The 25,658-nt window shown below is 62.7% G+C and carries 25 protein-coding genes; 7 read left to right on the top strand and 18 right to left on the bottom strand.

Translation table 11 applies throughout. From position 1 onward, the window contains the following. Nucleotides 1-115 precede the first annotated feature (115 nt). The 8 genes from CO656_RS00330 to CO656_RS00300 all read right to left on the bottom strand — a co-directional run bounded on the left by CO656_RS00330 (nucleotide 116) and on the right by CO656_RS00300 (nucleotide 8,427). Nucleotides 116-532 carry an organic hydroperoxide resistance protein gene (locus tag CO656_RS00330; protein WP_097524399.1) on the bottom strand — a complete coding sequence of 139 codons (417 nt, stop codon included), beginning with the start codon at nucleotides 530-532 and terminating at the stop codon, nucleotides 116-118. Between the two features lie 359 nt (nucleotides 533-891). Then, nucleotides 892-1,938 (bottom strand): alpha/beta hydrolase, encoded by a 1,047-nt coding sequence (locus CO656_RS00325; RefSeq protein ID WP_097524398.1) that lies wholly within the window; start codon nucleotides 1,936-1,938, stop codon nucleotides 892-894. 143 nt (nucleotides 1,939-2,081) lie between these two features. Continuing rightward, entirely contained in the window at nucleotides 2,082-3,026 is a 945-nt protein-coding gene (locus CO656_RS00320; protein ID WP_037416245.1) for a GlxA family transcriptional regulator, read from the bottom strand. 62 nt (nucleotides 3,027-3,088) lie between these two features. After that, nucleotides 3,089-4,633, bottom strand: coding sequence for an MFS transporter (locus CO656_RS00315; protein ID WP_097524397.1), 1,545 nt, complete (start codon nucleotides 4,631-4,633; stop codon nucleotides 3,089-3,091). Nucleotides 4,634-4,681: 48 nt separating this feature from the next. After that, nucleotides 4,682-5,485, bottom strand: a complete 804-nt coding sequence (locus CO656_RS00310; protein WP_097524396.1) for an SDR family oxidoreductase — start codon at nucleotides 5,483-5,485, stop codon at nucleotides 4,682-4,684. Between the two features lie 113 nt (nucleotides 5,486-5,598). Next, a complete protein-coding gene (locus CO656_RS29565; RefSeq protein WP_097538664.1) occupies nucleotides 5,599-5,787 on the bottom strand; it encodes a hypothetical protein in 189 nt (62 codons plus the stop codon). 33 nt (nucleotides 5,788-5,820) lie between these two features. Further along, complete coding sequence (locus tag CO656_RS00305; protein WP_097524395.1) at nucleotides 5,821-7,581, bottom strand: cytochrome c biogenesis protein DipZ; 1,761 nt, start codon at nucleotides 7,579-7,581, stop codon at nucleotides 5,821-5,823. Between the two features lie 171 nt (nucleotides 7,582-7,752). Beyond that, nucleotides 7,753-8,427 carry a type 1 glutamine amidotransferase domain-containing protein gene (locus tag CO656_RS00300; protein ID WP_037416233.1) on the bottom strand — a complete coding sequence of 225 codons (675 nt, stop codon included), beginning with the start codon at nucleotides 8,425-8,427 and terminating at the stop codon, nucleotides 7,753-7,755. 168 nt (nucleotides 8,428-8,595) lie between these two features. Between CO656_RS00300 and CO656_RS00295 the strand changes: the two genes are divergently transcribed. The 6 genes from CO656_RS00295 (at nucleotide 8,596) to CO656_RS00270 (ending at nucleotide 13,091) form a co-directional block, all read left to right on the top strand. Beyond that, nucleotides 8,596-9,528: a LysR family transcriptional regulator gene (locus CO656_RS00295; RefSeq protein ID WP_097524394.1), complete on the top strand. Its 933-nt coding sequence runs from the start codon at nucleotides 8,596-8,598 to the stop codon at nucleotides 9,526-9,528. Between the two features lie 142 nt (nucleotides 9,529-9,670). Next, nucleotides 9,671-10,384, top strand: coding sequence for an SDR family oxidoreductase (locus CO656_RS00290; RefSeq protein WP_097524393.1), 714 nt, complete (start codon nucleotides 9,671-9,673; stop codon nucleotides 10,382-10,384). A gap of 75 nt (nucleotides 10,385-10,459) precedes the next feature. Next, nucleotides 10,460-10,696 carry a 4-oxalocrotonate tautomerase family protein gene (locus CO656_RS00285; protein ID WP_037416227.1) on the top strand — a complete coding sequence of 79 codons (237 nt, stop codon included), beginning with the start codon at nucleotides 10,460-10,462 and terminating at the stop codon, nucleotides 10,694-10,696. Nucleotides 10,697-10,821: 125 nt separating this feature from the next. Further along, nucleotides 10,822-11,823 carry a DMT family transporter gene (locus tag CO656_RS00280; RefSeq protein ID WP_037416223.1) on the top strand — a complete coding sequence of 334 codons (1,002 nt, stop codon included), beginning with the start codon at nucleotides 10,822-10,824 and terminating at the stop codon, nucleotides 11,821-11,823. Between the two features lie 368 nt (nucleotides 11,824-12,191). After that, nucleotides 12,192-12,608, top strand: coding sequence for a cupin domain-containing protein (locus tag CO656_RS00275; RefSeq protein ID WP_097524392.1), 417 nt, complete (start codon nucleotides 12,192-12,194; stop codon nucleotides 12,606-12,608). Between the two features lie 27 nt (nucleotides 12,609-12,635). Continuing rightward, nucleotides 12,636-13,091, top strand: a complete 456-nt coding sequence (locus CO656_RS00270) for a carboxymuconolactone decarboxylase family protein (protein WP_097524391.1) — start codon at nucleotides 12,636-12,638, stop codon at nucleotides 13,089-13,091. Nucleotides 13,092-13,209: 118 nt separating this feature from the next. Here the strand turns inward: CO656_RS00270 and greA are convergent, their stop codons facing one another. Further along, a complete protein-coding gene (gene greA / locus CO656_RS00265) occupies nucleotides 13,210-13,692 on the bottom strand; it encodes a transcription elongation factor GreA (protein WP_097524390.1) in 483 nt (160 codons plus the stop codon). Nucleotides 13,693-13,932: 240 nt separating this feature from the next. Here greA and CO656_RS00260 point away from each other — a divergent pair, with 240 nt between their 5' ends. Next, on the top strand, nucleotides 13,933-14,661 hold the full coding sequence (locus CO656_RS00260; RefSeq protein ID WP_179864668.1) for a hypothetical protein: 729 nt from the start codon (nucleotides 13,933-13,935) through the stop codon (nucleotides 14,659-14,661). A 325-nt stretch (nucleotides 14,662-14,986) separates the two neighbouring features. Here CO656_RS00260 and CO656_RS00250 read toward each other — a convergent pair whose 3' ends face one another. The 9 genes from CO656_RS00250 to ehuD all read right to left on the bottom strand — a co-directional run bounded on the left by CO656_RS00250 (nucleotide 14,987) and on the right by ehuD (nucleotide 25,656). After that, nucleotides 14,987-15,517, bottom strand: a complete 531-nt coding sequence (locus CO656_RS00250) for an Rrf2 family transcriptional regulator (RefSeq protein ID WP_037416213.1) — start codon at nucleotides 15,515-15,517, stop codon at nucleotides 14,987-14,989. A gap of 197 nt (nucleotides 15,518-15,714) precedes the next feature. After that, nucleotides 15,715-16,116, bottom strand: coding sequence for a hypothetical protein (locus tag CO656_RS00245; protein WP_037416210.1), 402 nt, complete (start codon nucleotides 16,114-16,116; stop codon nucleotides 15,715-15,717). 107 nt (nucleotides 16,117-16,223) lie between these two features. Continuing rightward, on the bottom strand, nucleotides 16,224-19,559 hold the full coding sequence (locus CO656_RS00240) for a M10 family metallopeptidase C-terminal domain-containing protein (RefSeq protein WP_097524389.1): 3,336 nt from the start codon (nucleotides 19,557-19,559) through the stop codon (nucleotides 16,224-16,226). Nucleotides 19,560-19,994: 435 nt separating this feature from the next. Beyond that, nucleotides 19,995-20,999, bottom strand: coding sequence for a N(2)-acetyl-L-2,4-diaminobutanoate deacetylase DoeB (gene doeB / locus CO656_RS00235; protein WP_097524388.1), 1,005 nt, complete (start codon nucleotides 20,997-20,999; stop codon nucleotides 19,995-19,997). Nucleotides 21,000-21,003: 4 nt separating this feature from the next. Continuing rightward, nucleotides 21,004-22,185 (bottom strand): ectoine hydrolase DoeA, encoded by a 1,182-nt coding sequence (gene doeA / locus CO656_RS00230; protein ID WP_037416191.1) that lies wholly within the window; start codon nucleotides 22,183-22,185, stop codon nucleotides 21,004-21,006. A gap of 33 nt (nucleotides 22,186-22,218) precedes the next feature. After that, nucleotides 22,219-23,208 carry an ectoine utilization protein EutC gene (gene eutC / locus CO656_RS00225; RefSeq protein ID WP_097524387.1) on the bottom strand — a complete coding sequence of 330 codons (990 nt, stop codon included), beginning with the start codon at nucleotides 23,206-23,208 and terminating at the stop codon, nucleotides 22,219-22,221. Then, nucleotides 23,205-24,212: a hydroxyectoine utilization dehydratase EutB gene (gene eutB, locus CO656_RS00220; RefSeq protein ID WP_037416200.1), complete on the bottom strand. Its 1,008-nt coding sequence runs from the start codon at nucleotides 24,210-24,212 to the stop codon at nucleotides 23,205-23,207. Before eutB ends, eutC begins: the two co-directional genes overlap by 4 nt. Further along, on the bottom strand, nucleotides 24,209-24,994 hold the full coding sequence (gene eutA / locus CO656_RS00215) for an ectoine utilization protein EutA (protein ID WP_097524386.1): 786 nt from the start codon (nucleotides 24,992-24,994) through the stop codon (nucleotides 24,209-24,211). The genes eutB and eutA overlap by 4 nt, the downstream gene beginning before the upstream one ends. After that, nucleotides 24,994-25,656 carry an ectoine/hydroxyectoine ABC transporter permease subunit EhuD gene (ehuD, locus tag CO656_RS00210; protein ID WP_097524385.1) on the bottom strand — a complete coding sequence of 221 codons (663 nt, stop codon included), beginning with the start codon at nucleotides 25,654-25,656 and terminating at the stop codon, nucleotides 24,994-24,996. Before ehuD ends, eutA begins: the two co-directional genes overlap by 1 nt. Nucleotides 25,657-25,658 lie beyond the last annotated feature (2 nt).

Here is a 25,658-nt window from a genome sequence, read left to right as displayed (position 1 = left end):
ATGCGCCGGTGCGAGTTGTTCGCCGGGACCAGAATGCCGCCCTGAACGCGTGGGCGAAAATCGCCGGCTGCCCCCCGACCGAAACTCGTCCGATCGGGAGGTATCTTCTTCAGTGTCAGACGATGTTGATCGCGACCTCGATATTGCCGCGCGTCGCCTTGGAGTAAGGGCAGGTCTGATGGGCCCGCTCGACCAGCGCCTCTGCCGTGTCCCGGTCGATGCCCGGCATGCTCACATTGAGCCGGGCCTGCAGCGAATAGGCGCCGCCGCCGTGGCGAAGATCCACTTCCGCGTCCACCGCGAGATCGGCCGGAAGCGTTATCTTCCGCTCGCTGGCCGCCTTTCCGATCGCCCCTATAAAGCAGGCCGACCAGCCGGCCGCGAAGAGCTGCTCCGGATTGGTCCCCGGCCCCGTGCTGCCGGGTGAGGAAAGCTTGATGTCCAGGCGCCCGTCAGAACTGCGGGATGCGCCTTCACGGCCACCGGTGGTGTGCGTCTTGCCGGTGTAAAGTACCTTCTCGATCTCGGTCATGGTGTCCTTCCTTCGACAGAGTTGATGACGCCGAGCCAATTGGCTTGTCCGACTGTCGAGGCACACATGCCGTTCCGCACGTGTATGGAATGTTTCGTGACCAGGCGAAGAAAGTAAGCGAATGCCGGCAAGATGCGGAACGGAAACACTGCGATACAAAAGCGCTGTCAGAGGCGACGCGTAAAAGGGTGAAGCCATTCGCCCATGTCGCCCGAAGGTGCGCCACGGTTGAACGCGAGATGCATGAAGACAATACCCAAAGCGCGTCGCGCATTCGTGAATGCGGACGCGCTTTAAAAAGTCTACAGCGATCTCGGAGCGTCCAAAAGGATGCGACCGTGCTGCGGCGTTAAAAGTGATCAGAAACGATCGACGTCGAAGACGGCCTGTGCAAAGGCCTGAGGAGCTTCCTGCGGCAGGTTGTGACCGATGCCGCCTGTGATCAGCCTATGTTCATATTTGCCGGAGAATTTTTTCGCGTAAGCCGCCGGCTCGGGATGCGGAGCGCCGTTGGCATCTCCCTCCAGCGTGATCGTCGGCACACCGATCGTGGGGAATTTGGCGAGTTTTTCTTCCAGGTCGTCATATTTCGGCTCGCCGTCGGCCAGGCTGATCCGCCAGCGGTAGTTATGGATCGTGATATCGACATGATCCGGGTTGTCGAAAGCCGCCGCGCTGCGGTTGAAGGTGGCGTCGTCGAAATTCCATTTCGGCGAGGCCAGTTGCCAGATAAGTCTCGCGAATTCGTTTCGGTTCCGCTCGTAGCCGGCGCGCCCGCGGTCGGTGGCAAAGTAGAACTGGTACCACCAGGCATGCTCGGCGCCGGGCGGCAGCGGCATCTTGTTGGCTTCACGGCTGCCGATCAGGTAGCCGCTCACGGACACAAGGGCCTTGCACCGCTCCGGCCAGAGAGCGGCGATGATGTTGGCGGTCCGCGCGCCCCAATCGCATCCGCCGATGACCGCCCTTTCAATGCCAAGCGCGTCCATCAAGGCGACGATGTCGGCGGCGATTGCCGCCTGCTGACCGTTGCGCGGCGTCTCCGGTGAAAGAAAGCGCGTCGTCCCATAGCCGCGCAGATAGGGAACGATCACCCGGTAGCCGGACTCCGCCAGCAAGGGCGCCACATCGACATAGGTGTGGATGTCGTAGGGCCAGCCATGCAGAAGGATAACCACAGGCGCGTCGCTCGCGCCGAGTTCGGCGTAACCAACATTAAGAACGCCCGCATCGATCTGCTTCAGCGAGGCAAAGGACGTGTTCGTCCCTGGCGTGATCGCCCGAATGCCGGCCTCAGCCGTAGATTTTGCGGCGGCCACGCCGGTGATGTTCAATTGCGCGGCGGCAAGTGTCAACGCCGCCGCTCCGATGAACCGCCGTCTCTGCAGATTGATTTCCCCTGTCATCGCTCTTCTCCGAACTGTGTGAACTACAGTTGCGGAATGCGATTCCCATGTATCTGCGTTGTGACTTCGCGAGACCGCGATTGAAAGCTCATGTACGCACCCGCGCCTGGACACAGTGCGTTACAATTCCACTAGTGGCGGCACTATGCGGATGCGCTATCGCGCGCATTTCGCCGGATCGTCTGCGGTGGCTGCCCGAGCGTTCGAAGAAAGGCGCGGCGCATGCGATCGGGATCGGCAAAACCTGTCTCGACTGCGATCACGTCCATGGAGTGGCGGCCCTGCTCCATCAACAGCCGGGCCGCTTCGACGCGGAGGTTCTCCACTGCCTTGGCGGGCGACTGTCCCGTCTCTGCCCGAAATGCCCGGCTGAACTGGCGCGGGCTCAGCCCCGCCGCATCCGCTAGCTCTTCTACCGACAACACGCCGCGCAGATTCGCCTTGGCGTAGTCGATCGACTTCTGGATCCGGTCGGACTTCGGCTCGAGCTCAAGCAAGGCCGAAAACTGCGATTGCCCGCCGGCGCGCCGGTGATAGACGACAAGCTTGCGGGCGACGTTGCGCGCAATCTCCTGGCCATGGTCCTTCTCGATCATCGCAAGCGCAAGATCGATGCTCGCCGTCATCCCTGCCGACGTCCACACGCTTCCGTCAACGATGAAGATGCGATCGTCCTCGACCTTGACGTCCGGGAAACGCTCCTGGAGCTGGCGCGCGAAGGCCCAATGCGTGGTCGCGCGGCGTCCATCGAGCAGACCGGCTTCAGCAAGCACGAAGGCGCCGGTGCAGGGCGCCGCCACCCGGCGCGACGTTTCAAGCGCTTGACGCGCAAATGCGATCAGCTCCGGAGTCATGGGCTCGATCGTCACGCCGGCGCCGAACATCACGGTGTCAAAAGGTCTGTCGTCGAAGGCCCTCGTGAGGACACCGAAGCCGGCGGACGACTTGACCTCGCCGCCCGCCTCTGAGAGCAGCTCTATCTCATATGCCGGCTCCCCAAGCGCCGAGTTCGCCATCTCGAAGGCGGTTACCGCCGCGAAACCCATGAGCTGGAATCTTGGAAAAACGACAAAGCCGATCCTATGCATGGGCAAGTTCCTTACTGGAATTTTCCGCGATTACGATATTTCCGCTGGATACAAACTGCCACTCAGTCTCGAGCGGCTTCCCGCTGAGAAATCCTGACCGGACGCAGCAATGGCGGCGAACGGCCGATAGCCACAACTGCGACTAGGCCGAGCACCAACATGAGCCCAATAACGACAAAGCCGTCGCCGAATGCGAGCGCCCAGGCCTGCCGCCGAACCGCCGAGCCAATCTCCACTACAGCCCTCACCGTGGCGCCGGCGTCACCCGCAACCTGCCCCGCAACAGCGCCGGCGAGGCCGTAAATCCGCTCGGCCTCGGCGAGTGCGTCCGAATGGTACTTCTGACGCTCAGCAACGAAGCTGGAGAGAACCCCGACGCCGAGCGTCGTTCCCGCCAGATTGCTGATATTGAATGTCAGCGACGCTGTCGGAAGGTCCGCGGGCTTCAAACTGCCGGTGCCGACGATCATGGCGGGCGTCAACAGCAACAATTGACCGGCCGAATACAGGGCAAGCCCATAGCGGAAATGTTCTCCCGCGGGCGTCGTGGTTTCGCTGCCCATGAGCATGGTTCCCAACACCAGGAGGACAACGCCGGTTCCCATCGCGATGCGCAGATCACAGAGATGCAGGAACCACCATACCAGCGGGAGAGCGAGCAATTGGGCAGCCGCGGCCCAAAGCATGAGCTCCGAGATATCGAGCGGCGCGTGGCCTTCTACGGTCGCGAGCAATTGCGGCACTAGATACGAGCTTACGGCGAAACCGGCGCGTAGCAGGAAATTCAACCCAATCGGAAGGCCAAACCTCCGTGTGAGGAGGATCCGGGGCGCCACGAGCGGCAGCGCTGACAAGCGTGACACGATAATGAAGCCCGCCCACGCGGCAGCGGACGAGCCGGCGCCCCAGACGATCATCTCGCTCGCAAACCAGAAGCGGCGCGCTCCTTGGTTGAGGACGAGCATCAGGCTCGCAAGGGCGAGCGACAACAGGACGATGGACGTCCAATCGCCCTTGAGCGCCGACCAGTTCAGGGCCTTGTGCGGAACCCAAAAGCGGGCGGCAAGAGCCAGAGCCGCGCCGATCGCTGCCTGAACGGCGAAAAGCGCGCGCCAGCCGAAACTGTCGGAGACATAACCGGCAATGGCGGCCCCTGCGGTCCCGGAAAAGAGGAGGGCAAATGCGAGTATGACCACCGTATAGGCGAGACGCGGTCCGCCGGCCACCATGAAGACGGCGACGAACGCCGCCGGGCCGAACCCGCCGGCGGCAAAGCCTTGCAGTGAACGGGATGCAATCATGACGCCAAGGTCGCTCGTCATGGCACCGGCGAGCGCCGCGGCCGCAAACAAGATGGAGCTTGCGACCAAGTAGCGCCCTATGCTCAGGACTCCGATTAACAGGCCCGAGGTGACTATGCCGACGCAACTTCCCATCGTATAGGCGGTCAGTATCCAGGAGCCCTCGTCCGCGCTGGACAAGAGCCCGTTCTGGATGTCGGCGATGTTTGCCGAGGCAAATTGGGCCGACAGGTTCACCAGGAAGGCGCCGGCAAGCCCGGTCGCGAGGAACAGCAGATTTTCACGTGTCAGAGTGGGCGTGCTCATTTGAACCATCCTCGGCGGTAAAATTGTTGCCGGTGTTGGCGATTTGCTTCAGCCGGCCGCATTGAGGTAGCGAGCCGCCGGCGCCCGGAGGGAAAGGTTCGGCATGAGTTTCTGCCGCGCCGCCTCATAGAGTTCCCAATCGGCAACGTTCGGTAGCGCCGGAATGGTGACGTGTTCGCCGAGATCGAAGCCGGCGAGAGCGGCATCCACCATCTCTTCGGCGGGCATGACGATCTCGCTCGGGACATGTTCCAGAGGAGTCCCCGCAGTGCCCCAGAAGTCGGTGGCCGTCGCACCCGGGAGGACCGCTTGAACGCGGATGTTCTTCTCGGAAAGTTCCTTTTGAAGCGATTGGGTAAAGGCGAGCACAAAGGCCTTGCTGCCTCCGTAGACGCCGTTCAGCAGCTCCGGCGCGATGCCGACGATCGAAGCGATGTTGATGATCGCACCCGTACCACGGGCGACAAAGCGGGGAACCGCCGCATAGGTCAGCCGCGTCAGAGCGTTGACGTTCAGCATGATCATCTCCTCCATCTTGTCGATATCGGAATCGAGCAGTGGGGCAGTCGCACCGACGCCTGCATTATTGACCAGCAAGGTAATGCTGGCATCCGTCTGAAGTACCTGCTCGAGGCGGCCGAGATCGTGCTTGTTGCCTAGATCTGCCGCAACGACCTCGATGGCACGGCCGGTCTCATCGGTCAGGCGCTTCGCGAGATCGTTGAGCCGGGACTGGTTGCGGGCGACGAGGATCAGGTCATATCCCCTGCGCGCCAAGCGATCGGCATAGATCGCTCCGATGCCGGAGGACGCGCCGGTAATCAAAGCGGTACCTTTCGAGTGCTGGGTCATGCGAGGCTCCATTGATTTAAGATTGGAGCCTCGATGGTAGGGCGAAAGCGCCATGTCTCAAATGTCGTATTTCCGTCGATTTAGGACATGATCGTTGGGATCGGCGGGTACCCTCATTTAAACGCGCCATTCAGCGCAACCGGAGTGTCGCGGCTTGACTTCGCCTGCATCGGGCCTTGCTCAGACGACGTTGCCCCGCCGACGAGCGCCGCGATCGCCGATGCCTCTCGTAGATCGGTATCCCATGCACAGGGCGCAGCCGCGAGTGCCATGATGCCAACGACCAGGACAAAAACACGCACTTGAACTCTCCTCTCTGACGACGAGTCGAACGCTCATCCGAATGTGAAAACAAAGACTTCGACGCCGGGATCAAGGAAGCGGATCTCGAATGTCCGCTCACGCACTTCTCCTGACTGGCGCACGAGCTGATAGAGGCGCGTCTCACGCACCGTTCCGTTGCCCTCCGGGTCGATGTCCGAACCGTGATCCGTCCCCGGTGCAGTTCCGTCAACGAGCACCTGGAAGCGCACCTTCCTGCCGTTCACCCCTGGGCCGAGGACGAGGTGTAGGTCGCGCGCGCTGAACCTATAGGTGACCGCTCCTCCGGCGCGATTGAGGCTCGCCTGCTCGGCGCCGACGGTCCAGTTGCCGGCAAGGCCCCACTGATTGAGGCGCGGCTTTCCGATCGTATAGTCGCGTGGCTCATCGGCCGCGACGCCCTCGTACGACGCGAAGTTCGCAGCACGGCGGTAGCCGACATAGTCTTCGCCGGACTGGAGATTGGCGAAATCGGGGGCGGCTTCGGCGCCCTTTCCCTCGGGCTTCACAAGAGTTCCTTCACCAGCGCGGCTACCCGCCGCCTCCGCCAGCAGGTCCTGGATGACGCGTTCCGACTGTGCGTAGTCACCCTCGCCGAAGTGGTGGTGCCTGACCCTTCCCTCGGCATCGATGAAGTAATGCGCGGGCCAGTAGCTGTTGGCGAAGGCGCGCCAGATCGCGAAGTCGTTGTCGACCGCGACAGGATAACCGATGTTAAAATCGCTGACTGCCCGCTTGACGTTGTCGATGCGCCGCTCGAAGGCGAATTCGGGCGCATGCACGCCGATGACCACCAGGCCCTGATCCCGGTACTTCTCCGCCCAGGCGCGAACATAGGGGATTGTCCGAATGCAGTTGATGCAGGAGTAGGTCCAGAAATCGGCGAGGACCACCTTGCCGCGAAGCTCCTCCACCGTCAGCGGCTTGGAATTCAACCACTCCACGGCGCCGTCCAGGGGTGGAAAAATGCCCTCCACCGGCAGATTGCTTCGATAGTGCCGGACCTGACCGTTCGCGGCCGGTGCGGCACGATAGCTGGCCGCCGTTTTAGGAAGTTCGCCGTGCAGGCGATCGAGGAGCGATTGCTCGATGCTCGTGGTGCCCGCAAAGGAGAGGCGCGCCAAGAGGCCCGTATCCAGGCCGAGCGCAATTGCCGCGACGCCCGCCAGCACGGCGATGCCGAGGCCGTGCCGGAGACGCTCGCCGAAACCGAGCGACCGCTTCATGGCCGCAAACACCCTTCCACCGGCGAGCAGGGCCAGCGCCAGCGAGGTGGCCGCGCCGGCGGCATAGGCCGCCAGCAAAAGCGTCGTGCCCACATTGGCGCCATGGAGGGCAGCGCCGGTCAGCACCAGCCCGAGGACCGGACCGGCGCAGGGCGCCCAGAGAAGTCCGGTCGCGACACCAAGGAGCAACGATGCTCCGACACTCGCCTTCTGTCCGGCTGTCCGATGTGAGAGGCGGTTGCCGATGGCGACCAGTGGGCGGGTGACTACGGCCCCAACCTGCGGCGAGAGCAGCATGACGCCGAAAACCGCAAGCACTGCAATTGCCGCATATCGGCCGGCCTCATTCGCCTGGACCACCCAGTCACCGCCGATGGCGGCCAGCGTCGCGACCCCCGCAAATGTCACGACCTTGCCGATGAGCATCGGGAGAATGCTCGTCGCGAATGGCCGACCGGCTCGTGAAAACACGAAAGGCAACACCGGAAGAATGCAGGGGCTGACAATGGTCAGCACACCTGCGAGATAGGAAATCGTGAAAAGGATCATCGTCGTCCCTCTGCGAGAAGACCAACGCCTTTTTTGGCGCGGGCCGCGTTGTCACGCGCTGCAGAGGATCAGCGTGAAGTATCCGGCTTGTGTCTTCTCGCTAACGGATCTGTATCAAAGTGCATGAGGCCCTTGGAGCCCTTATGGAAAGCCGGCGAGCGAGCCGCTCCGTTATTGAAGTAGCTTCAGCAGTTCCTTCGCCGCCGAGGTGGACGAAGACGGGTTCTGTCCGGTTATCAACCGACCGTCGACGACCGTGAAATCGGCCCAATCGGCAGCCTTTTCAAAGCGGCCGCCGAGACGCTTCAGTTCGTCTTCGACGAGGAACGGCACAACCTCGGTCAGTTGCACCGCCTCCTCCTCGGAATTGGTGAAGCCGGTGACGCGCTTTCCCTTGACGATGGGCTCTCCCTGATAGGTGACCTGTCGCAGGACTGCCGGGCCGTGGCAGACGGCCGCGACCGGCTTGCCGGCATGGTAGAAATTCTCGATCAGGGCAATCGAGTTCCTGTCGTCGGCAAGGTCCCACAACGGGCCGTGACCTCCCGGATAGAAGATCGCGTCGAAGCCGTCCGCACTCATGTCGGAAAGCTTGGAGGTATGCGCCAGTGCCCTCTGGCCCGCGAGGTCCGTCTTAAAGCGCTTCATCGCTTCGGTCTGGTTGCCCGGCTCGTCGCTCTTCGGGTCGATCGGCGGTTGACCACCCTTCGGTGACGCAAGCGTGACCTCCGCTCCGGCATCCGTGAATGCGTAATAGGGCGCTGCGAACTCCTCGAGCCAGAAGCCCGTCGGCTTGCCGGTGTCCCCGAGTTGGTCATGCGAGGTCAGAACCATCAGAATTTTCATCGCCATGCTCCTTCTGTTGAGGCGTGTCCAAACGCGGGTGCGCCGAGGCATGTGGGGCCTGCGCCCGATCATCCGCCGCTTCGGCTCGGCGCGATTATTTACCTGGTGCCGTTTTCGGGTGAATACTCGTTTTCTGGCAGTCACTATCCCGAAGAACGGCAGAAAAACATGGACCGTATCGATGCAATGAAAGTGTTCGTAACGGCGATAGACGAAGGCAGTCTCGCCGGTGCCGCCCGGCGGCTGAAGCGCTCGCCGACTGCGGTCAGTCGGGCGCTGAGTTTACTTGAGGCGCATGTCGGCGTCGAGCTATTGCACCGGACCACCCGTACGCTGAAACTCAGCGAAGCCGGCCAGCGCTATGCCGTGGCCTGTCGGCGGGTGCTGGTCGACCTCGAGGAGGCCGACATGCTTGCCGGCGGTGAGCGCGCGGCTCCACGCGGGAAATTGACGATTTCAGCGCCGCCGATTCTCGGGGAAGAACTGCTTCAGCCCGTACTCGACGATTTCCTCGATCTCTATCCGGCCGTTTCGGCCCAACTCCTCCTGCTCGATCGCTTCGCCAACCTGGTCGATGAAGGCATCGACCTTGCTCTGCGCATCGGGCAATTGGCGGACTCATCCCTCATCTCCACCCGGCTTGGTGGCGACGTGAGACGTGTCGTCGTCGCCTCCCCTCGCTATCTTGCCAATCACCCGCGTATCGACGAACCAGCCGATCTCGCAAAGCATCAGATCGTCGCCTTCACCAATTTTGGTCTGGACTCCTGGAGCTTTACCCCGGCGCAGGGGTCGTCTATCCCAAGAACGGTTCAATTCTCGCCGCGATGCACCGTCAACAGCGTACGCGCTGCGACCGCTTCTGCAGTTGCGGGCCACGGCGTCACCAGGCTCTATTCCTATCATGTCGCCGAATATGTGCGGGACGGTCGCCTGAAGATCGTACTGCCCGATGCCGAGCACCCGCCCCTGCCGGCGCATCTGCTCTCACCGCCTGGGCGCATGTCGGTCCCGAAGGTCCGCGCCTTCGTCGACTTCGCCGCGCCACGCCTGCGCGCCGAATTTCTGCGCCTGGCGACGGAGGCCGGTATACTCGGTTGATCATGCCGATCTTCGGTTGAGTGTCTGCCAATCTCCGGCAATTCTCCCGCAGAGTGAATGGCTCTACTTTCGACTGCACCAACGCCAAGGGCGGAGGGCGGACGCAGCAAGCGGCCGCTGCAATCGAAAAGGGACCACTGCCATGAGCACTGAACAGAAGGTCGTCATCGTCACCGGCGCGTCGCAGGGAATCGGCGCCGGATTGGTTCGCGCCTATCGCGACCGGAATTACCGCATCGTCGCCACGTCCCGGTCGGTCAAGCCGAGCGCGGACCTGAACATGCACACGGTGCCCGGCGATATCAGCGAGCCGCAGACCGCAGAGCGGGTCGTGCGGGAAGCGCTCGAGCGCTTTGGCCGCATCGATTCGCTCGTCAACAATGCCGGTGTTTTCCTTGCCAAGCCTTTCGTCGAAATGACACAGGAAGACTACGAGCACAATATCGGCGTTAATGTCGCTGGCTTCTTCCACATCACCCAGCGCGCCGCCGCGCAGATGCTGAAGCAGGGCTCGGGCCATATAGTCAGCATCACCACGAGCCTCGTTGATCAACCGATCGTCGGCGTCCCCTCTGCACTCGCCTCGCTGACCAAGGGCGGTCTGAACGCAGTGACCCGGTCGCTCGCGATGGAGTTCTCGAAAAGCGGCATTCGTGTCAACGCGGTCTCCCCGGGGATCATCAAAACACCGATGCATCCGGTCGAGACGCACTCGGCTTTTGCCGGACTGCACCCAGTCGGTCGAATGGGTGACATTCGCGACATCGTCGATGCCGTCCTCTACCTGGAGACCGCCAGCTTCGTCACCGGCGAGATCCTACACGTCGACGGCGGCCAGAACGCCGGACGCTGGTAGCCAAACGAGTGCGCCGCGCCGCAGCGGCGCGGGCGCCTGAGACCCCCAGGCAATTTCTCGCAAAAGGAGGCTGCAATGCCCATCGTCACCGTACAGGTCACCCGAGAAGGAACCACACCCGACCGCAACTCGGTCACTTCTGAGGAAAAGGCCGCGATCATCAAAGGTGTCAGCGAGGTGCTCCTCAACGTCCTGAACAAGCCGCTTGAATCGACCTACGTCGTGATCGAGGAGGTCGATCTCGACAACTGGGGCTGGGGCGGCCTCCCGACGGAGCAGTACCGTCGAATACGCGCCACGGCACGATCCTGAAGCGATCAACTGTCAGGTCCCCGCCCGCAACGATCGTCGCTGAAACCATCTCCGCAACGGAGCGAACGAACAGCCGGCCGGACCTCGTCCTGCCGACAACGAAGCCATGGCTGGAAGGAAAAGAAATGGACAAGAGATTCTACATCGGCGTTTTCGCCGCACTCTTCGCGGCCTTTGCTTTTTCGCTCAATTTCGTCGTGCCATTCATCATCGGTGACTACTCCACCTTTGATTTTGCCCTTGTCCGCCACGTCGTTTCGGCCCTGGTCGGCCTTTGCATCCTGTTTTCGGCAAGAGGGGCGTTGCGGCATCTTACGCTTCGCAACTGGCTTTCGACGACCTGGCTCGCCTTCATCGGCTATGTCGGCTATTTCCTGACGGTGACCGGATCCGCCATCTTTGCCGGTCCGGTGATTGCTCCCGCCTTTCTCGGACTGGTCCCGATCGTTCTGGCAGTCATCGGCAACCAGCGGCAGAGATCCCTGCCCTGGCGATTCCTGATGATGCCGCTCATGCTGGTGCTGATCGGCCTTGTTCTCGTCAATGGCACGGTATTTACGGCCGAAGGATTGAGCTCCGTCCGCTCGCTGTGGATCGGCATTCCGCTGGCACTCGCGGCCGTGGCCCTGTGGGTCTGGTTCGCGATTGCCAACGAAGCTGCAATCGCCGCCCGACCCGACATGCCCGCAGCCGCGTGGTCGGCGCTCACACTGGTCGGCGGAGGCGTGTTGATGCTGGTCCTTTACCCGATCGGTGCAGCGATGGACCTCTTCCAGCTTCCCAAGCTCGGTTTCGGGTGGAACGCTGCCGGCTCGCTCTATCTTTGGGGCACATCCCTCGCGCTGCTGGCCACGGTCGGCGGAGTGTGGGCGTGGAATGTCGCCTCACGGAACTTGCCCGTCGCACTGACCGCGCAATTGATCGTGGCGGAAACCGCCTTCGGCGTCATTGGCGGACTCATCGTTCATGCGCGGTGGCCAACTGCAATGGAATGCGCCGGGGTCGCTATCCTGATCGCCGGGGTTGTCCTGTCGATCCGGGCTTTCCATGTAAAGGAGCGTCGATCGGGCAAACCTCCATCGCATGACTCCTGCGTTTCACCGCGGGGCCTGCCCGCAGCGTCCTAATTAGAAACGGCTTGCCCTACGCTCGGGAACTATTGCGCCCGAGCGCGGCGGCCACGTCGCGGCCTTCGTGCCGCCAGCCATTGCCCTCAGCAATGTCTGTCGCCGGGCGTTCCCGTACAAAGCCGCCCGCCGATTTCCCCGCGCGCCGCAGCGATGCACGCATTCTGCAGCGAATCATACGCGGGGACGTTCTGCAGCTCCCGTCTCCTGGGTGTTGACAATGCGTCTCCCAAAACCGGCCGCAATTTCCGTTGCCGATAAACTACGATCATATTAATCGTAGTTAACGCGACACACAAACGATCGTCGCGGAACTGGTCTTCCTTTTGGAGACAACGAGCTGAAACGCCATAAGGAGAAATGCCGACATGAATGCACGATCCATCATCGGCGCAGCCGGCGCCGCCCTCGCCATCGTCACTGCCATGCCCGTCGCAGCGCACGATCCCGGCGATGTGGTTACCCCCCATTTCGAGCGGGCCATACCCAACATTCCCGGCAAGACGCTGACGGCGCTGATTGTCGACTATCCGCCGGGCGGTGTCTCGGCCGCGCACAGGCACGCAAAATCGTCTTTCATCTTCGCCTACGTCCTCTCGGGAGCAATCGAGTCGAAGGTGAATGACGGTCCGACGCAGACCTATCGCGCCGGCGAGAGCTGGCACGAGCCACCGGCGTCCGACCATTTCGTCAGCCGCAATGCGAGCAAGACCAAGCCTGCAAAACTACTCGCCGTATTCGTCGCGGATAGCGACGAAAGGGCCCTGACCACACCCATCGAGTAGTGGAGCGACCTTTCAAGGAGCAAGCAAATGAGCAAGCGTCTCGACTACAACCAGATCGCACCGGCCGGCGTCAAAGCCTTGGGCAACGTCTACGGCTACGTCATGCAGAGCAGCCTTCCTGCGGTGCTGGTCGATCTCGTCTATCTGCGTATCTCGCAGATCAACAACTGCGCCTACTGTCTCGACATGCACACCCGCGACCTTCTGAAGAAGGGGCAGACGATCGAGAAGATCGCACTGGTGCAGGCATGGCCGGAGGCCGGCAATCTCTTCGACGAGCGTGAGCGGGCCGCCCTCGCCTGGGCCGAAACCGTGACGCGCGTCGCCGAGACCGGCGTGCCGGACAAGGCCTACGAGGCCGCGCGTGCCTTCTTCGACGAGCGCGAACTCGTCGACCTGACGATCGCGATCGGCCTGATGAACAGCTACAACCGCATGGCGATCAGTTTCCGCAACACGCCACTGGCTGCGATCGATAAATAAGGTGGCAGTGCGATAGCGGGCGCGTGGGTCTCGCGCGTCCGCAAATTTTCCCGCGTTGGGTACGACCAGAATTCTCTGGAGCTGTTCTGAACCTGGAGCGCTACGCGAGGCCAACAGCCTAGGAGATGGCGATAATCTCGAGCTCCTGATCGCCCACACTCACGGCATCTCCGACGGCCCTGCCCATCAGCATCCTTGCGACCGGCGATACGTAGGAAATCGATCCGGCCTTGGGGTCCGCTTCGTCCTCTCCCACGATGCGATATTTCTGCACCCGTCCATCGTCGCGGCTGAAAGTGACCGTGCTCCCGAAGGCGACGGTATCGGTTGAGGTCGGATCCGGGACAAGCTGAGCCGTGCGAAGTCTCTCGGCAAAGTAGCGCAGGTCCCGCAAGGGGCTTGCCGCGTGCCGGCGCCTTTCATTCACGTCTTCGATCGTGCTCGTGGCATCATGGGCCTCGCGAGCGAGCTGGAGCGACACCTCCAGCGCCTTCAGACCCGCTTCCGTGACAAGGTTCGGGTGAGGTGAAACTGGACGGTCGGGCAGCAATGTTTCCGACGCAGTTTCGGCACTTTCTTCCTTGGTGAAGGCAACACTCAATCTCAGTCTCCGTTTAGACGCGGGGCGCTGATGGCCCGTCCGCCCCGACGCCGCGCGAGCCGATACTGCGCCGACCTGAAGTCAAACTCGGAACCTGCGTTCGGGGCGCCCGCGATCGTCGCTCCCTCGCCTGACAGAGCGACAGCCGAAGCGTGGCGCCTTCAATGATGGTATATAGAACATAGGGCCGGGGCTGAAGCGTCAAGTAATCATCATCACTCCCAATCGAGGAGGAGGTCGATGCGTGGCAAATTGCACCCGCTGCTTGAAGAGGCTCTGGAAGCGCATGGTGGGCACGCCCGTTGGCGCGCGTTCAGGGGGATCGCCTCGACCATACGGACCGGTGGAAAGCTATGGGAGCTGAAAGGCGCTCCTTTGATTCCCGTGCCGCGGCGGGCAACAAGCGAGTTCCGTCGCCAGTGGACTCGCGTTACGCCCTTCGGCGAACCCGATTGGACGATGACCTGGACTCCCGAGCATGTGGAGATCACCGCCGGAGACGGCTCGGTTATCGCCCATCGGGAGAACGGACGTGAGGCGTTCGATCGCAGCTTCAAGGGACAGTGGGACCCGCTGAACCTCGCCTACTTCAACGGCTACGCCATGTGGACGTATCACGCGGCGCCGTTCGTTTTCGGCGAGCCCGGCTACGAAGCGCGCGACGTTGCCCCGATCGACAATGAAGGCGTGAAACTTCGCGGCGTCGCCGTGCGGTTCCCCGAGGGCGTTCACAGCCATACGCGGGAACAGCGCTTCTACTTCGATCCCCAAGGGCTGCTCCGCCGTCACGACTATACGGTCGATGTCTGGGCGGACACGCCGGCGGCGCATTTCATATCTGATTACGTTGACGTTGACGGGCTGAAATACCCGACCCGCCGCAGCGTGTTCACAATCAAGCCGGATGGCGCTCTCGACCGCGATTTCACCGCCGTCACGATCGAGCTGTCGGACTACGCGCTGTTCTGAGCTGCCGCGGTTACGGCTATGCGCGTCCGTGCGGACGCGACACTTGGAGGAAGATCGAGAGCGCGCGATGCGGGCGCCGTTCGCGATGCCTCCATCGATCACGCGATCCAGGATCACGAGCCTGACTTGGAAACTGTCGACCCGGTTCGCCCGAGACTCGTGAACCGGAGACGGTCGGCGTAACGGGCTAAGGATGCGCGGAACACTGCGAAGAGCGAGCTTCATGCGGTGGTGCGCGCTTCGGGCGGCCCGGGAGCACGAGCATTGGGACGGCTTGATGCGCAAAAGCTGTACCGCGGGTTCGCTCCCTTGCCGCTAAAACCCATCAGGATGCCCGCGCACGGCGCCCACGCCTCGGAGTACGTGCGGCCAGCCATTCCTTTACGTGGCCGGCGTGTTCCTGGGGTGCCTTCGCCTCTACCCGGCCCTTGATGCTCGCCAGCGTATGCGCCGCCAGCGCCTCTCTTGTCCGCTTCTCGGCCTCGATCATGACCGCGTGGATGGCGCAGACGCCATCCACCGCCCAAGCGGGGGTGCGGTCGCCGAAAAGCGCGCATTGAGCGCGTATCTCCCTGCATTCGAAGAGTGCCTTGCGTCCATCGACAGCTTCGACGACATCAAGCGCGGTGATTTCCGTCGCGGGGCGCGCCAGCGCAAAACCGCCGCCAATCCCCTCGCGTGCGACGACGATGCCGGCCTTTTGAAGCTTGGTGAAAAGCTTCGCCACGAAATCAGCAGGAACCTTCTGCAGCTCGGCAAGATCGCGCGCGCTTGCGGGCTGCCCCAACTCCTCCGCATCGGCGAGGAAAAGAAGACAGTGAAGAGCGTATTCAACGCCTGCGCTGACATGAGCCATGGAATACTCAAAACCCAGACTAATATTGTCGGAGATACCACCGAAGGCGCGCCTTCGCAATCCCTGTTCCGTCTTCAGATTGACGAGACGTTTCCGAAAGCGGCCGGAACTATCGTTGCCCGACTACTCTCCGTGGCAGCAAATAGATCGCGCCCTGGCCGTTGAAAATGCCCAGTTCGCCTCTAACGTTTGGCCACTCAATACATAACCGTATTGAGCATGACGCTGATAGGCGCCCCCTTATTGAACTGTGCGCTGCCGCGCGCCAGCAGCCAGCCGTCCGCACGTTCCAGGCGCGCAACGATCCGCAGCGTTGATGAAGCCGTCGAGCCTGCGGGCGGGGACAAGGAAAAGGTGATCGTCTTCGTCCCGCCGTCGCTTCTGATGCGCGTCTGCGCGGCGCGGCGTCGCGCAGTGTCCTGAATGGCAGGGTCCTCGAGATAAATCTCAAGATGACCTTCCGGGATAGCAGCGCCGCTCTCGAAGGTGACTGTGCCGCGAATATCCGTCGGTTGCGCGGCGACGGGCACGGCGACCGCGGCGAAAGCCGCAGCTCCGACGGTCATCAACACTGTGCGGCGGCCGGTCGGGCGCTTCATCACACACTCTCTCCATGGTCGCCCCGCTTAGATCCGTGCGATAGCAACATTGCAGCGACGCTGGTCTTTTGGGAGGGGCGCCTGAAAGCGCCCCTCCCGCGGTCGAGTTAGACGATAACGAAGTCGTTCGCCGAAAGATTCAGATTTCTGCTCAATTGCGCATATTGAATGGCTGCGACCTCTCCGGCGCCATCGGCGTCATAGGACAGGATGCCGCTGTCGGTATCGTAGATGATGCGGTCGTCGGCGTCATGAGCGACGCCCGCCGCACTCCCGTGGAATGCGCCGAGCGCGAGAGCGCCGTCGCCACCCACGCTCTCGAAGACGAGGTTGTCCAGCAGGATCGTATCGTCGATCACCCTGAAGTCCCTGATCCAGTCGACATTGCCGTTCCCAAGCTCGGTTGAGAAGCGGAATGTATCCTCTCCCTCGCCGCCGGTGAGCGTGTCGGCCGCCAGACCTCCATCCAGCAGATCGCTGCCAGCGCCACCATCGAGCCTGTCGGATCCCGCAACGCCCGGCTGGGGCAGCGCAGGGGGGAATTCGACCGAAACGTTCAGTTCATAGGTCGAGCCTGCAGGCACGGCTTCCGCCCAGCCATCGCCCGGCGCCGTCGGCGACCAGCTGCCCTCCAGTATGTAATAGGTCCCCGTCTCCTGAGCGACGAATACCAGGCTTGAATCCCGGTTGCTTGCAGAGCCGGGGTCGCCGCCGCCATCATCGTTCTGAGCGACGATGTTGCCGGAGCTGTCGAGCAGCCTGACCCAGCTGTCATGGACATTCGGGTCGGCAATGCCATCGATGTCGATCGTGATGACCGTACCGGCAGCCAGTTCGATCTTGTAGTATCCGCCCTGGCCGTTTCCGGTGGCGTTGACGGTCGTGTGAAGGACCGTCGTCGAATCGAAGATGTCGGGGTCGGCGGTCAGCGAGAAATTGTTGGAGATGTCGAAGGAGGCTGCGATCGAGTTGTTCGTCGCGTCCGGTCCGAGCGTCGCATAGCCGGTTCCGATGCCCGGGCGTGGCGGCGCGTCGCCCTGATAGGCGAAATCGCCGAGCAGCGTGTCATCGCCGTGGCCGCCGTCGATCCCGTCGTTGCCGCCCTGGCCGGTCAACACATTGGCTGCGTTGTCGCCGGCGAGGCGGTCGTTGAAGCCCGACCCCGCGAGATTTTCGATGGAGACATAGATATCTCCGCCGGACCTGCCACCCGTGAGGCTAAGCCGGACACCGCTCATTGCCTCGGCATAGTCTGCGGTGTCGCTGCCGGCACCGCCGTTCAACCGGTCGGCGCCGCCGCCGCCGGTCAGCGTGTCGTCGCCTGTGCCGCCGGAGAGCTCGTTGGCGAACGCATTGCCGATCAGATGGTCATCGAAGGATGAACCGACGGCGTTCTCGAACCCCTCGAGGATATCGTGCCGGATCGCTGCGCCCCGGCCGACGATCTGCACCGGACCGTCACCGTCGCCGCCATTGGCCGTGCCGTTCTTGAGATCGATCGTCACACCGTCGGAGCTGCCGGCGTAGACCACCGTGTCGATACCCGAACCGCCGTCCAGATAGTCCTGTCCGGCGCCGCCGATGAGCGTGTCGTTGCCGCCTTCTCCATAGAGGATGTCGCCGTCATTGCCGCCATCCAGGATGTCATTGCCGTCGCCACCGTTGAAATAGTCACCGCCGCCCTGACCCCAGAAGTGGTTTGCGGCGGCCGTGCCGATGAAGCGGTCGATGCGGTCGTCGGAACCGATCAGGTTTTCGATGCTGTAGAAAGTGTCACCCGAGACGGTGCCGCCGCTGGCGACATTGGTGGCAAGGTTGACGAGCAGCTGGAAAGGGCTCTCCTTGCTGAAATCGACCGTGTCGACCCCCGCGCCGCCCCTGAATATATCGATGCCGTCCTGGCCGCTCAGCGTATCGTCGCCCTCGCCGCCGTCGAGAATGTCGTTGCCCTGGCCTCCAAGAATGGTGTCGTTGCCGCCGCCGCCGTAGAGCGTGTCGTTGCCGTCGTCGCTTTCGGTCTGGTCTTCGAGGTCCTCCACATCGATCGTGTTGTTGATGTCGCGGCTGGCAAGCGAGTCGCGGCCGCCGATGATCAGGTCGTCACCGCCCTGGCCGAAGATCGTGTCGTCGCCGGCGCCGCCGTCAAGAGTATCGTTTGCATTGGTGCCGAAGATGATGCTCGCCATCGTGCTGTCGCCGATGCTGGGCGGGGTCTCGCCGCCGCCGGGTTGGATCGTCGACTCGTCGGCATAGATGATGTTTTCGACGTGGGCGATTTTCCTGATCTTCAAGTGCCTGGACAGGAGAATGACCGTGTCGTTGCCGCCGTTCGCCTCCTCGCGAACGATGTCCTGCCATGAATCGATGAAATAGATGTCGTCGCCGCCATTGCCAGCCATGCGGTCGCCGCCGGCGCGGCCGTCGAGCGTGTTGGCGCCGTCATTGCCGATCAGGATGTCCTTAAACCTGCTGCCGATGCCATTCTCGACGTAATAGTCGGTTTGATCGGCGTTGTGTCCGGCGAAGATCGACACATTGTTGCTATGACCGTTGACGCTGGAGAACTGTCCGGCGCGCAGGTCGAGGATCGTGCCCGCCGTCGAACCGGAGAAATCGATCGTGTCGGTCCCGCCGGTATCATGGATCGCAAAGCCGATGTCATGCTGCATGCCCGACGAGGTCAGCTGGTAGCCATATTGCGTGCTGCCGAAGCCGTAGACATTGTCCCCGGTGTTGAGCTCGATCTGCTGATAGGTGCGCACGCCATTTTGGTCGACGGTCGAGAAAAAGCGACGAATGACGGCCTCGATGTCGGCGATCAGCGGCGTCGACGCCGACCAGCGGCTGGTTTCGCCGACATCGATCCCATCGAAATAGGACATGACGCTGTATTGCTGGCGGTCATAGGTCCAGGTCGCATTGTTCAGATAGTTGATCTGCACGCCGCCGGGACCGCTGTAATTGTAGAGCCCCGGATGGTTCAGGCCGAATTCATGGCCGAATTCATGAATGAAGGAATCGAAGACATAACCGCCGATGTCGGTCTTGTTGGGTTCCGTGTCATGGAAACGCTGGCCGATGCTGACATAGCGATCGCTCGAATAGGCGCTGCCATCGTCCTCCTCGCCGAGTTCCGGGCTGACGACCTCCATCCAGTCCGTGGTGCTGTCGAACGGCGCGTCGTCGACGATCTCGAATTTCAAAGGGGTGACAGCCGCCCACATCTCCAAGGCGCCGATCGCGGCGGCCTTGTATTCCGGATGGTCGTTGAGCTCGAAAACGTTGATCCTCAGCGTTCCCGCCGCAATCTCCGGCGTCAGGCTGCGGGGCAATGCCCCAAGATAATCGAGAAAAGACTCGTAATCCTCGCTCTTGCCATAAGGGTTGTCAGGCGTCTGATCGTTGACCCACCATTCGTCGCTCGTCTCACTTGGATTGGGCATCGTGAGGTTCCCTCTCTGACGATTATGCGCAGTTACGGCTGTACCGTTCTGCAGCTAGCCATTTTTCCATCACACGCGTGGCGTGCGCCTGCCTGCCAGCCCCGTCACCCGGCGCGAATAATGTTATTGCAGCCTTTGATTTGTCACCCCCATAAAGACGGGGGTAATGTCACATTAGAAGTTGCAGCCACAGCAAGCGTCCCGGAGCGGCAAACGAGCTGCGAAACCATTGCTCCGACCGACCAGCTCTGAGTCGCCGCCGGTTGCTTTCAGTGTCGAGGAGGCGGGGAACCTCACCGGTGTAACGCTTCATCCTGGAATTTTGGGCTGTTCGGCTGGCTTGCCGAAATTCTCCCGGTAAGCGCGCGGCGTCAGGCCGAACCGGGTCGGTAGAAAGCGCAGGCTGGCTGACGCGGCGGTCAGCGACGATCTCGTCTAAATCGCCACGGCCAACACCGCGCAGCAGTCGCCGGCCTTGATCAGTCCGGGAAAGTGGCGGGCGACCAGCATCCCGGCCATCTTGGCCCGAACATCGATCGGCTCGGCGCCGGTGCGCCCAGTCGGATGAATCCGCGCGATGACGGAGCCGGATTCGACGGCCTCACCGAGATCGACAAGGAACTCGACGAGCCCGCCATCTTCGGCAAAGGCGAAGCAATCGTCGCTCGGCATGTCCAGCCACTGCGTCGGTTGGGCATCGATCTCGCCCTTGATGATGCCGGCGTGGCGCAGCACATTCATCGCGCCGCGTTTAGCGATAGCAGCACTTTTCGCCGTCGCCGAGCCGCCGCCACCGAGTTCCGTAGTGATGAAGATCTTGCCCATCTCCTCGGCCGCCGTGTCGTACATGCCGACCGCGTCGATCTCGAGCATCTTCATGGAAAACGGCGCGCCGAAGGCTTTGACGAAGTCGAAGGCGCTCGCTTCCTGCTCCTTGTCGGGAAGGATGTGAGCGGCGCAGAAGGGCAAAAAGTCGAGCGTCTTGCCCCCGGAATGGAAGTCGAGCACGATGTCTGCCAGCGGCAGAAGAGCGCGCTGGAAATAGTCGGCGATCTTCTCGGTCACCGTCCCGTCCGGCCGGCCCGGGAAACTGCGGTTCATATTGCCCCTGTCGATCGGCGAGGTCCGCGTCGCAGCCTGGAACGCGGGATAATTCATCGCCGGGACGATGATCACCCGGCCCTGAACTTCGGCGGCATCGAGCCTCCGCGCCAGATCCAAGAGCGCGATCGGGCCTTCATATTCGTCGCCGTGATTGCCGCCGGTGAAGAGGGCCGTCGGCCCTATCCCGTTCTTGATGACGGTGATCGGGATCATCACCGAGCCCCAGGCCGAATCGTCGCGGCTATAGGGCAGGCGCAGGAATCCGTGCTGGACGCCGTCGGCGTCGAAGTCGACCGTGGCGCTGATCGGCGACGGCCGCAAATGCTGCTCCCTCATGTCCTCAGTCCTTGACCATCAGCTTGCGCGGCACGGAGGCGAGGCATTCGACGCCGCTTTCGGTGATCAGAATGCTCTCTGTGGTCTCGAAGCCCATGTCCTCGAGCCAGAGACCGGTCATGAAGTGGAAGGTCATGCCCGGCTTCAGCTCCGTCTTGTCGCCCGGACGCAGGCTCATGGTGCGCTCGCCCCAGTCCGGCGGATAGGAAAGACCGATCGGATAGCCGGTGCGGTTGTCCTTCACGATCCCGTATTTCTTGAGCACGGCGAAGAAGGCGTTGGCGATGTCCTCGCAGGTGTTGCCCGGCTTGGCGACCGCGAGCCCCGCCTCCATGCCCTCGAGCGTCGCCTTCTCGGCGTCGAGGAAGGCCTGGGTCGGCTTGCCGAGGAACACCGTGCGCGACAGCGGCAGGTGATAGCGGTGGTAGCAGCCGGCGATCTCGAAAAAGGTCCCCTCGCCCCGCTTCATCGGCCGGTCGTCCCAGGTGAGATGCGGCGCGGAGGCTTCGACGCCCGAGGGAAGCAGCGGCACGATCGCCGGATAGTCGCCGCCGATGCCGTCGACGCCGCGGGTGCCGGCGTCGTAAATTTCCGCGACCAGATCGCATTTGCGCATGCCGACCTCGATCTTGTCGAAGATGCGCGCGTGCATCGCTTCGACGATCCGGGCGGCGTTGCGCATGTACTTGATTTCCGTCTCGCTCTTGACGGCGCGCTGCCAGTTGACGAGCGCCGTCGCGTCGACGTAGCGGGCATTCGGCAGATGCTTCTGCAGCGAAGCGAAGGCTGCCGCCGAGAACCAGTAATTGTCCATCTCGACGCCGATCCGGAGCGACCCCCAGCCGCGATCGGCGAGGATGCCGGAGAGGTAATCCATCGGGTGGCGCTCGGTCGACTGCACGTAGTGGTCGGGATAGCCGATGATGTTCTCGTGGTTGAGATAGGCGGTCAGCTTGGCGCCGTTGGCGTCCTGGCCGCGGCCGAACCAGATCGGCTCTCCTAAAGGCGGCACGATCACCGCCTGATGCACATAGAAGGACCAGCCGTCATAGCCTGTGAGCCATGCCATGTTGGACGGGTCGCTGACGATCAGGAGCTCGATGCCCTTGGCTTCCATCGCCTGGCGGGTCTTTCTGAGCCGCGCTTCATATTCCCCAAGGGAGAATTTGAGGTTGGGTTGGGTCATGTCTCTTCCCTCGTTTTGCCGGAAATGCCGGCGTCAACTCTCGAACGTCGTTCCTGCGTTCGCGGCATTCGCCCGCGCGAAGGCGAGCGTGGCGATGGCGGTGTCCTGGATGCCGGTACCGGTCAGGTCGGCGATGGTGATCTCGTTCGCGCTCGTGCGTCCCGCCCTCAGACCGGCGATCACCTGGCCGAGCTCGGCGAACTCGGCATCCGGTGCCACGACGCCAGCAGCAACCGCGTGGTGCAGTTCACCGAGACGGCGCGTCTGCTTCAGGCTGTCGGCGACATAGGTGGCGCGGGCGATCGCCCGCGGATCAAGCTCGTTCTTGTGCTCGGCATCGGAGCCCATGACGGTGACATGCTGACCCGGCTCAAGCCAGCCGGCCATGAAGATCGGCTTCTCCGACGGGGTGGTGGTGACGACGATATCGGCGCCCGCGACGGCTGCCTCCGGCTCGATTGAGGCCTTGACCGGAAAGCCGAGCTTTCCGGCCAGTACGATCGCAACCGCTTCGGCCTTCGCCGCATCGCGGGCCCAGAGCCGCGCCTCGCGGATCGGGCGGACGAGGGTCAGCGCTTCAAGCTGCAGCCTGGCCTGCATGCCCGCACCGAAGATCGCGGCAACGGATGCACCTTCCCGCGACAAGTGCTTAGCCGCGATGGCACCAGCGGCAGCCGTGCGGACGTCCGTCAAGTATCCATTGTCGAGCAACAAGGCCTGCACCAGCCCGGTGCGGCTCGAAAGCAGCACCATCATGCCGTTGGTGCTCGGCAGGCCGATCTTCGGATTGTCGAAGAAGCCGGGGCTGATCTTGATAGCGAAACCGTCGAGGCCGGACACATAGGCCGTCTTGACGTCGACCTCGCCGCGATGCTCAGGAATGTCGAGCCTCAGGATCGGCGGCATCGCCACCGCCCTGGTGGCGAGCGCATGGAAGGCATTCTCGACGCAGGCGACCGCTTCGCGATCGAGCGGCACGATGCGACGCAGCTCCGCCTCGGTGAGAATCGTCATCCTCGTCATGCCGCTGCCTCCTTGCGAAACGGATCCGTTTCGCCGTTCATCACGCTGAGATGCAGGCCCATATCGACATTGCGGCCGGAGAGAATGACTGCGATCGGACCGACGATCGTCTTGATCTTGCCGGCGAGAAGCGCCGCGATCCCGACCGCCCCGGCCCCCTCGACGATCTCGCGCTCCTCGGCATAGGCGTGGCGCATGCCGGCGGCGATTTCCGCCTCTGTCACAAGGATGATGTCGTCGAGGAGCTCCCGGCACATGCTAAATGTCACGCGATTGTCGAGCCCGATGCCGCCGCCAAGCGAATCGGCAAGGCTCGGCTGTTCCTCGACGAGCACGGGGGTGCCGGCGGCGAGGCTCGTCTTCATCGCGGCGCCGCGCTCCATGGTCAGCCCGATCACCCGCGTCGCCGGCCTGCGCGCCTTGACGGCTGCGGCCAACCCGGCCGCCAGCCCGCCACCCGAAACCGGCACCAGCACAACGGCGACCTCTGGCATCTGGTCGACGATTTCGAGCCCGAGCGTCCCCTGCCCTGCGACGACTGCCGGATGGTCGAAGGGCGGCACCATCACGAGACCTTTTTCCGCGATCAGCCGCTCGACCTCTTGCTGCGCCTCGTCCTGTGACCTGCCGACAATCCGGACATCCGCGCCAAGACGCCTGATTTCGGAGACCTTGTTTTCCGGCACGAGGTGCGACATGCAGATCGTCGCGAGCGAACCTTCCGCCTTTGCCGCATAGGCGAGTGCTCGGCCATGATTACCGGTCGAGGCCGCGACGACGCCGCGCGCACGCTCCGCGGCGGTGAGTGAAAGCACCGCATTGGTCGCGCCGCGCAGCTTGAAGCTGCCGGTCGTCTGATGATGCTCGAGCTTGAGGCCGACAGACACGCCGCAGAGCCGGCTCAGCGATGCCGAGGCAACCAGCGGCGTCGTCAGCACGCGTCCGGAAAAACGCCGCGCCGCGGCTTCGATATCCTCGATCGTCACGGGGAGAGACGCGTTCACGGCCATTCCCCCTTAAGTGGCAGCGCCATCAGTCGCCCGAGCCGCGGCCGAGCCTCCTGGTCGCTGCAGAGGCGCAGGCAGGCCCAGGCTGTAGCGTAATTGCTGCTGACGACCGGCTTGCCGATCGCCTCCTCGATTTCATCGATCACGCCGGCGGCGCGAACGGCGGTGCAGGAGATGAAGAGGGCATCGGATTCCGGGGCCATGGCCTCCTTCGCAAACGCGACGATCTCCGAAGGCGCGATCCGGGCCATTTCCCGGTCGTCGGAAAGCCCCAGGCAGGTGAAGCGGTCGATCTCGAAGCCGAAGGCCGCAAAATAATCCGCCATCGGCCGGCTGGTCTCGACCGTATAGGGGGTGAGCACGGAAATTCGCGTCGCGCCGAGCGTCCGCAAGCCTTCGACCGCCGCCGCCGTCGGCGTCACTACGGCAGCCCCGGGCTTGGCGGCCTTGACCGCTGCAGCGATCTCCTTATCGCCAATGACGACGGATGCCGAAGTGCAGGAATACATCACGACGTCGAGCGCCTCGTCGGGCAGGATCAGGCCTGCCGCCGCCGTCAGCGACGGCTGCATCGCCCGCAGGTTCTCCGGCGTCACCGGATTGGCATAAGGAATGCGCGTGACATGAACGCCGATCCGGTCCGAGGCCACCAGCCGATGAAAGTCCGCTTCGGTGGTGTGATCGGTGGCAAGGATGATGAGGCCGATGCGCTTTTCCAGCGGCCGGTCGTCGAGGCGCGGTGCGCGCGCTGCCAAAGAAAGAGCGACAGGCGTTTCCATCAGCGTTCGTCCACCCGTGCGTAGCGCTCTTCTAGCCAGCGCAGGAAGAAGACCGAGATGAGGCTCATGATCAGGAAGAAGACGCCGACCAGCGTCATCGGCTCGATATAGCGATAATTGCTGTTGGCGATGCTTTTCGCCTGGTTCATCAGTTCTAGCACCGTGATTGCCGAAAGCAGCGGCGTCTCCTTGAACATGGCGATCAGGTAATTGGCGAGCGCCGGGATCATCGGCGGGATCGCCTGCGGCAGGATCACGTGGACCCAGGTCTGGCGGGCGGAGAGGTTCGTCGCCTTGGCGGCTTCCCACTGGCCGCGCGGCACGTTCTCGATGCCGGCCCGGTAGACCTCGGCGGCGTAGGTGCCGTAATGGATGCCGAGACCGATGACGCCGGCGAGCAGCGCCGGCAGTCGGATGCCGATATCCGGCAGCACGTAGAAGATGAAATAGAGCTGCACCAGCAAAGGCGTGCCGCGGATGAACTCCACCGCGAAGCTCGTGGTGCGCGCGATCGGCGCCGTCGCCACCATGCGCAGGATCGCGAAGACGAGGCCGACCACGGCGGCGACCGCCGCACCGAGAATGGTGGCGAGAATGGTGATCTGCAGCCCCTCGATGAGGGTCGGCATGATTTGGCGGACGAATTCCCAATCCCATTCCATGG

The sequence above is a fragment of the Sinorhizobium sp. FG01 genome (assembly GCF_002531875.1).
Lineage (GTDB): Bacteria > Pseudomonadota > Alphaproteobacteria > Rhizobiales > Rhizobiaceae > Sinorhizobium > Sinorhizobium fredii_C.
Note: the sequence above shows the minus strand (reverse complement) of the source record. Positions and strands in the feature narration are given on the sequence as shown.

Excerpts from the sequence above, each read along its gene's own strand:
- ehuD (WP_097524385.1), bottom strand. The coding sequence starts at position 25,656 with ATGGAATGGGATTGGGAATTCGTCCGCCAAATCATGCCGACCCTCATC.
- CO656_RS00300 (WP_037416233.1), bottom strand. The coding sequence starts at position 8,427 with ATGAAAATTCTGATGGTTCTGACCTCGCATGACCAACTCGGGGACACC.
- CO656_RS00285 (WP_037416227.1), top strand. The coding sequence starts at position 10,460 with ATGCCCATCGTCACCGTACAGGTCACCCGAGAAGGAACCACACCCGAC.
- doeA (WP_037416191.1), bottom strand. The coding sequence starts at position 22,185 with ATGACCCAACCCAACCTCAAATTCTCCCTTGGGGAATATGAAGCGCGG.
- CO656_RS00240 (WP_097524389.1), bottom strand. The coding sequence starts at position 19,559 with ATGCCCAATCCAAGTGAGACGAGCGACGAATGGTGGGTCAACGATCAG.
- CO656_RS00330 (WP_097524399.1), bottom strand. The coding sequence starts at position 532 with ATGACCGAGATCGAGAAGGTACTTTACACCGGCAAGACGCACACCACC.
- CO656_RS00325 (WP_097524398.1), bottom strand. The coding sequence starts at position 1,938 with ATGACAGGGGAAATCAATCTGCAGAGACGGCGGTTCATCGGAGCGGCG.
- CO656_RS00245 (WP_037416210.1), bottom strand. The coding sequence starts at position 16,116 with ATGAAGCGCCCGACCGGCCGCCGCACAGTGTTGATGACCGTCGGAGCT.
- CO656_RS00320 (WP_037416245.1), bottom strand. The coding sequence starts at position 3,026 with ATGCATAGGATCGGCTTTGTCGTTTTTCCAAGATTCCAGCTCATGGGT.
- eutC (WP_097524387.1), bottom strand. The coding sequence starts at position 23,208 with ATGACGAGGATGACGATTCTCACCGAGGCGGAGCTGCGTCGCATCGTG.
- CO656_RS00250 (WP_037416213.1), bottom strand. The coding sequence starts at position 15,517 with ATGGCTCATGTCAGCGCAGGCGTTGAATACGCTCTTCACTGTCTTCTT.
- CO656_RS00270 (WP_097524391.1), top strand. The coding sequence starts at position 12,636 with ATGAGCAAGCGTCTCGACTACAACCAGATCGCACCGGCCGGCGTCAAA.
- CO656_RS00305 (WP_097524395.1), bottom strand. The coding sequence starts at position 7,581 with ATGATCCTTTTCACGATTTCCTATCTCGCAGGTGTGCTGACCATTGTC.
- CO656_RS00280 (WP_037416223.1), top strand. The coding sequence starts at position 10,822 with ATGGACAAGAGATTCTACATCGGCGTTTTCGCCGCACTCTTCGCGGCC.
- CO656_RS00295 (WP_097524394.1), top strand. The coding sequence starts at position 8,596 with ATGGACCGTATCGATGCAATGAAAGTGTTCGTAACGGCGATAGACGAA.
- CO656_RS00290 (WP_097524393.1), top strand. The coding sequence starts at position 9,671 with ATGAGCACTGAACAGAAGGTCGTCATCGTCACCGGCGCGTCGCAGGGA.
- CO656_RS00315 (WP_097524397.1), bottom strand. The coding sequence starts at position 4,633 with ATGAGCACGCCCACTCTGACACGTGAAAATCTGCTGTTCCTCGCGACC.
- CO656_RS00310 (WP_097524396.1), bottom strand. The coding sequence starts at position 5,485 with ATGACCCAGCACTCGAAAGGTACCGCTTTGATTACCGGCGCGTCCTCC.
- doeB (WP_097524388.1), bottom strand. The coding sequence starts at position 20,999 with ATGAGGGAGCAGCATTTGCGGCCGTCGCCGATCAGCGCCACGGTCGAC.
- CO656_RS00275 (WP_097524392.1), top strand. The coding sequence starts at position 12,192 with ATGAATGCACGATCCATCATCGGCGCAGCCGGCGCCGCCCTCGCCATC.
- CO656_RS00260 (WP_179864668.1), top strand. The coding sequence starts at position 13,933 with ATGCGTGGCAAATTGCACCCGCTGCTTGAAGAGGCTCTGGAAGCGCAT.
- eutA (WP_097524386.1), bottom strand. The coding sequence starts at position 24,994 with ATGGAAACGCCTGTCGCTCTTTCTTTGGCAGCGCGCGCACCGCGCCTC.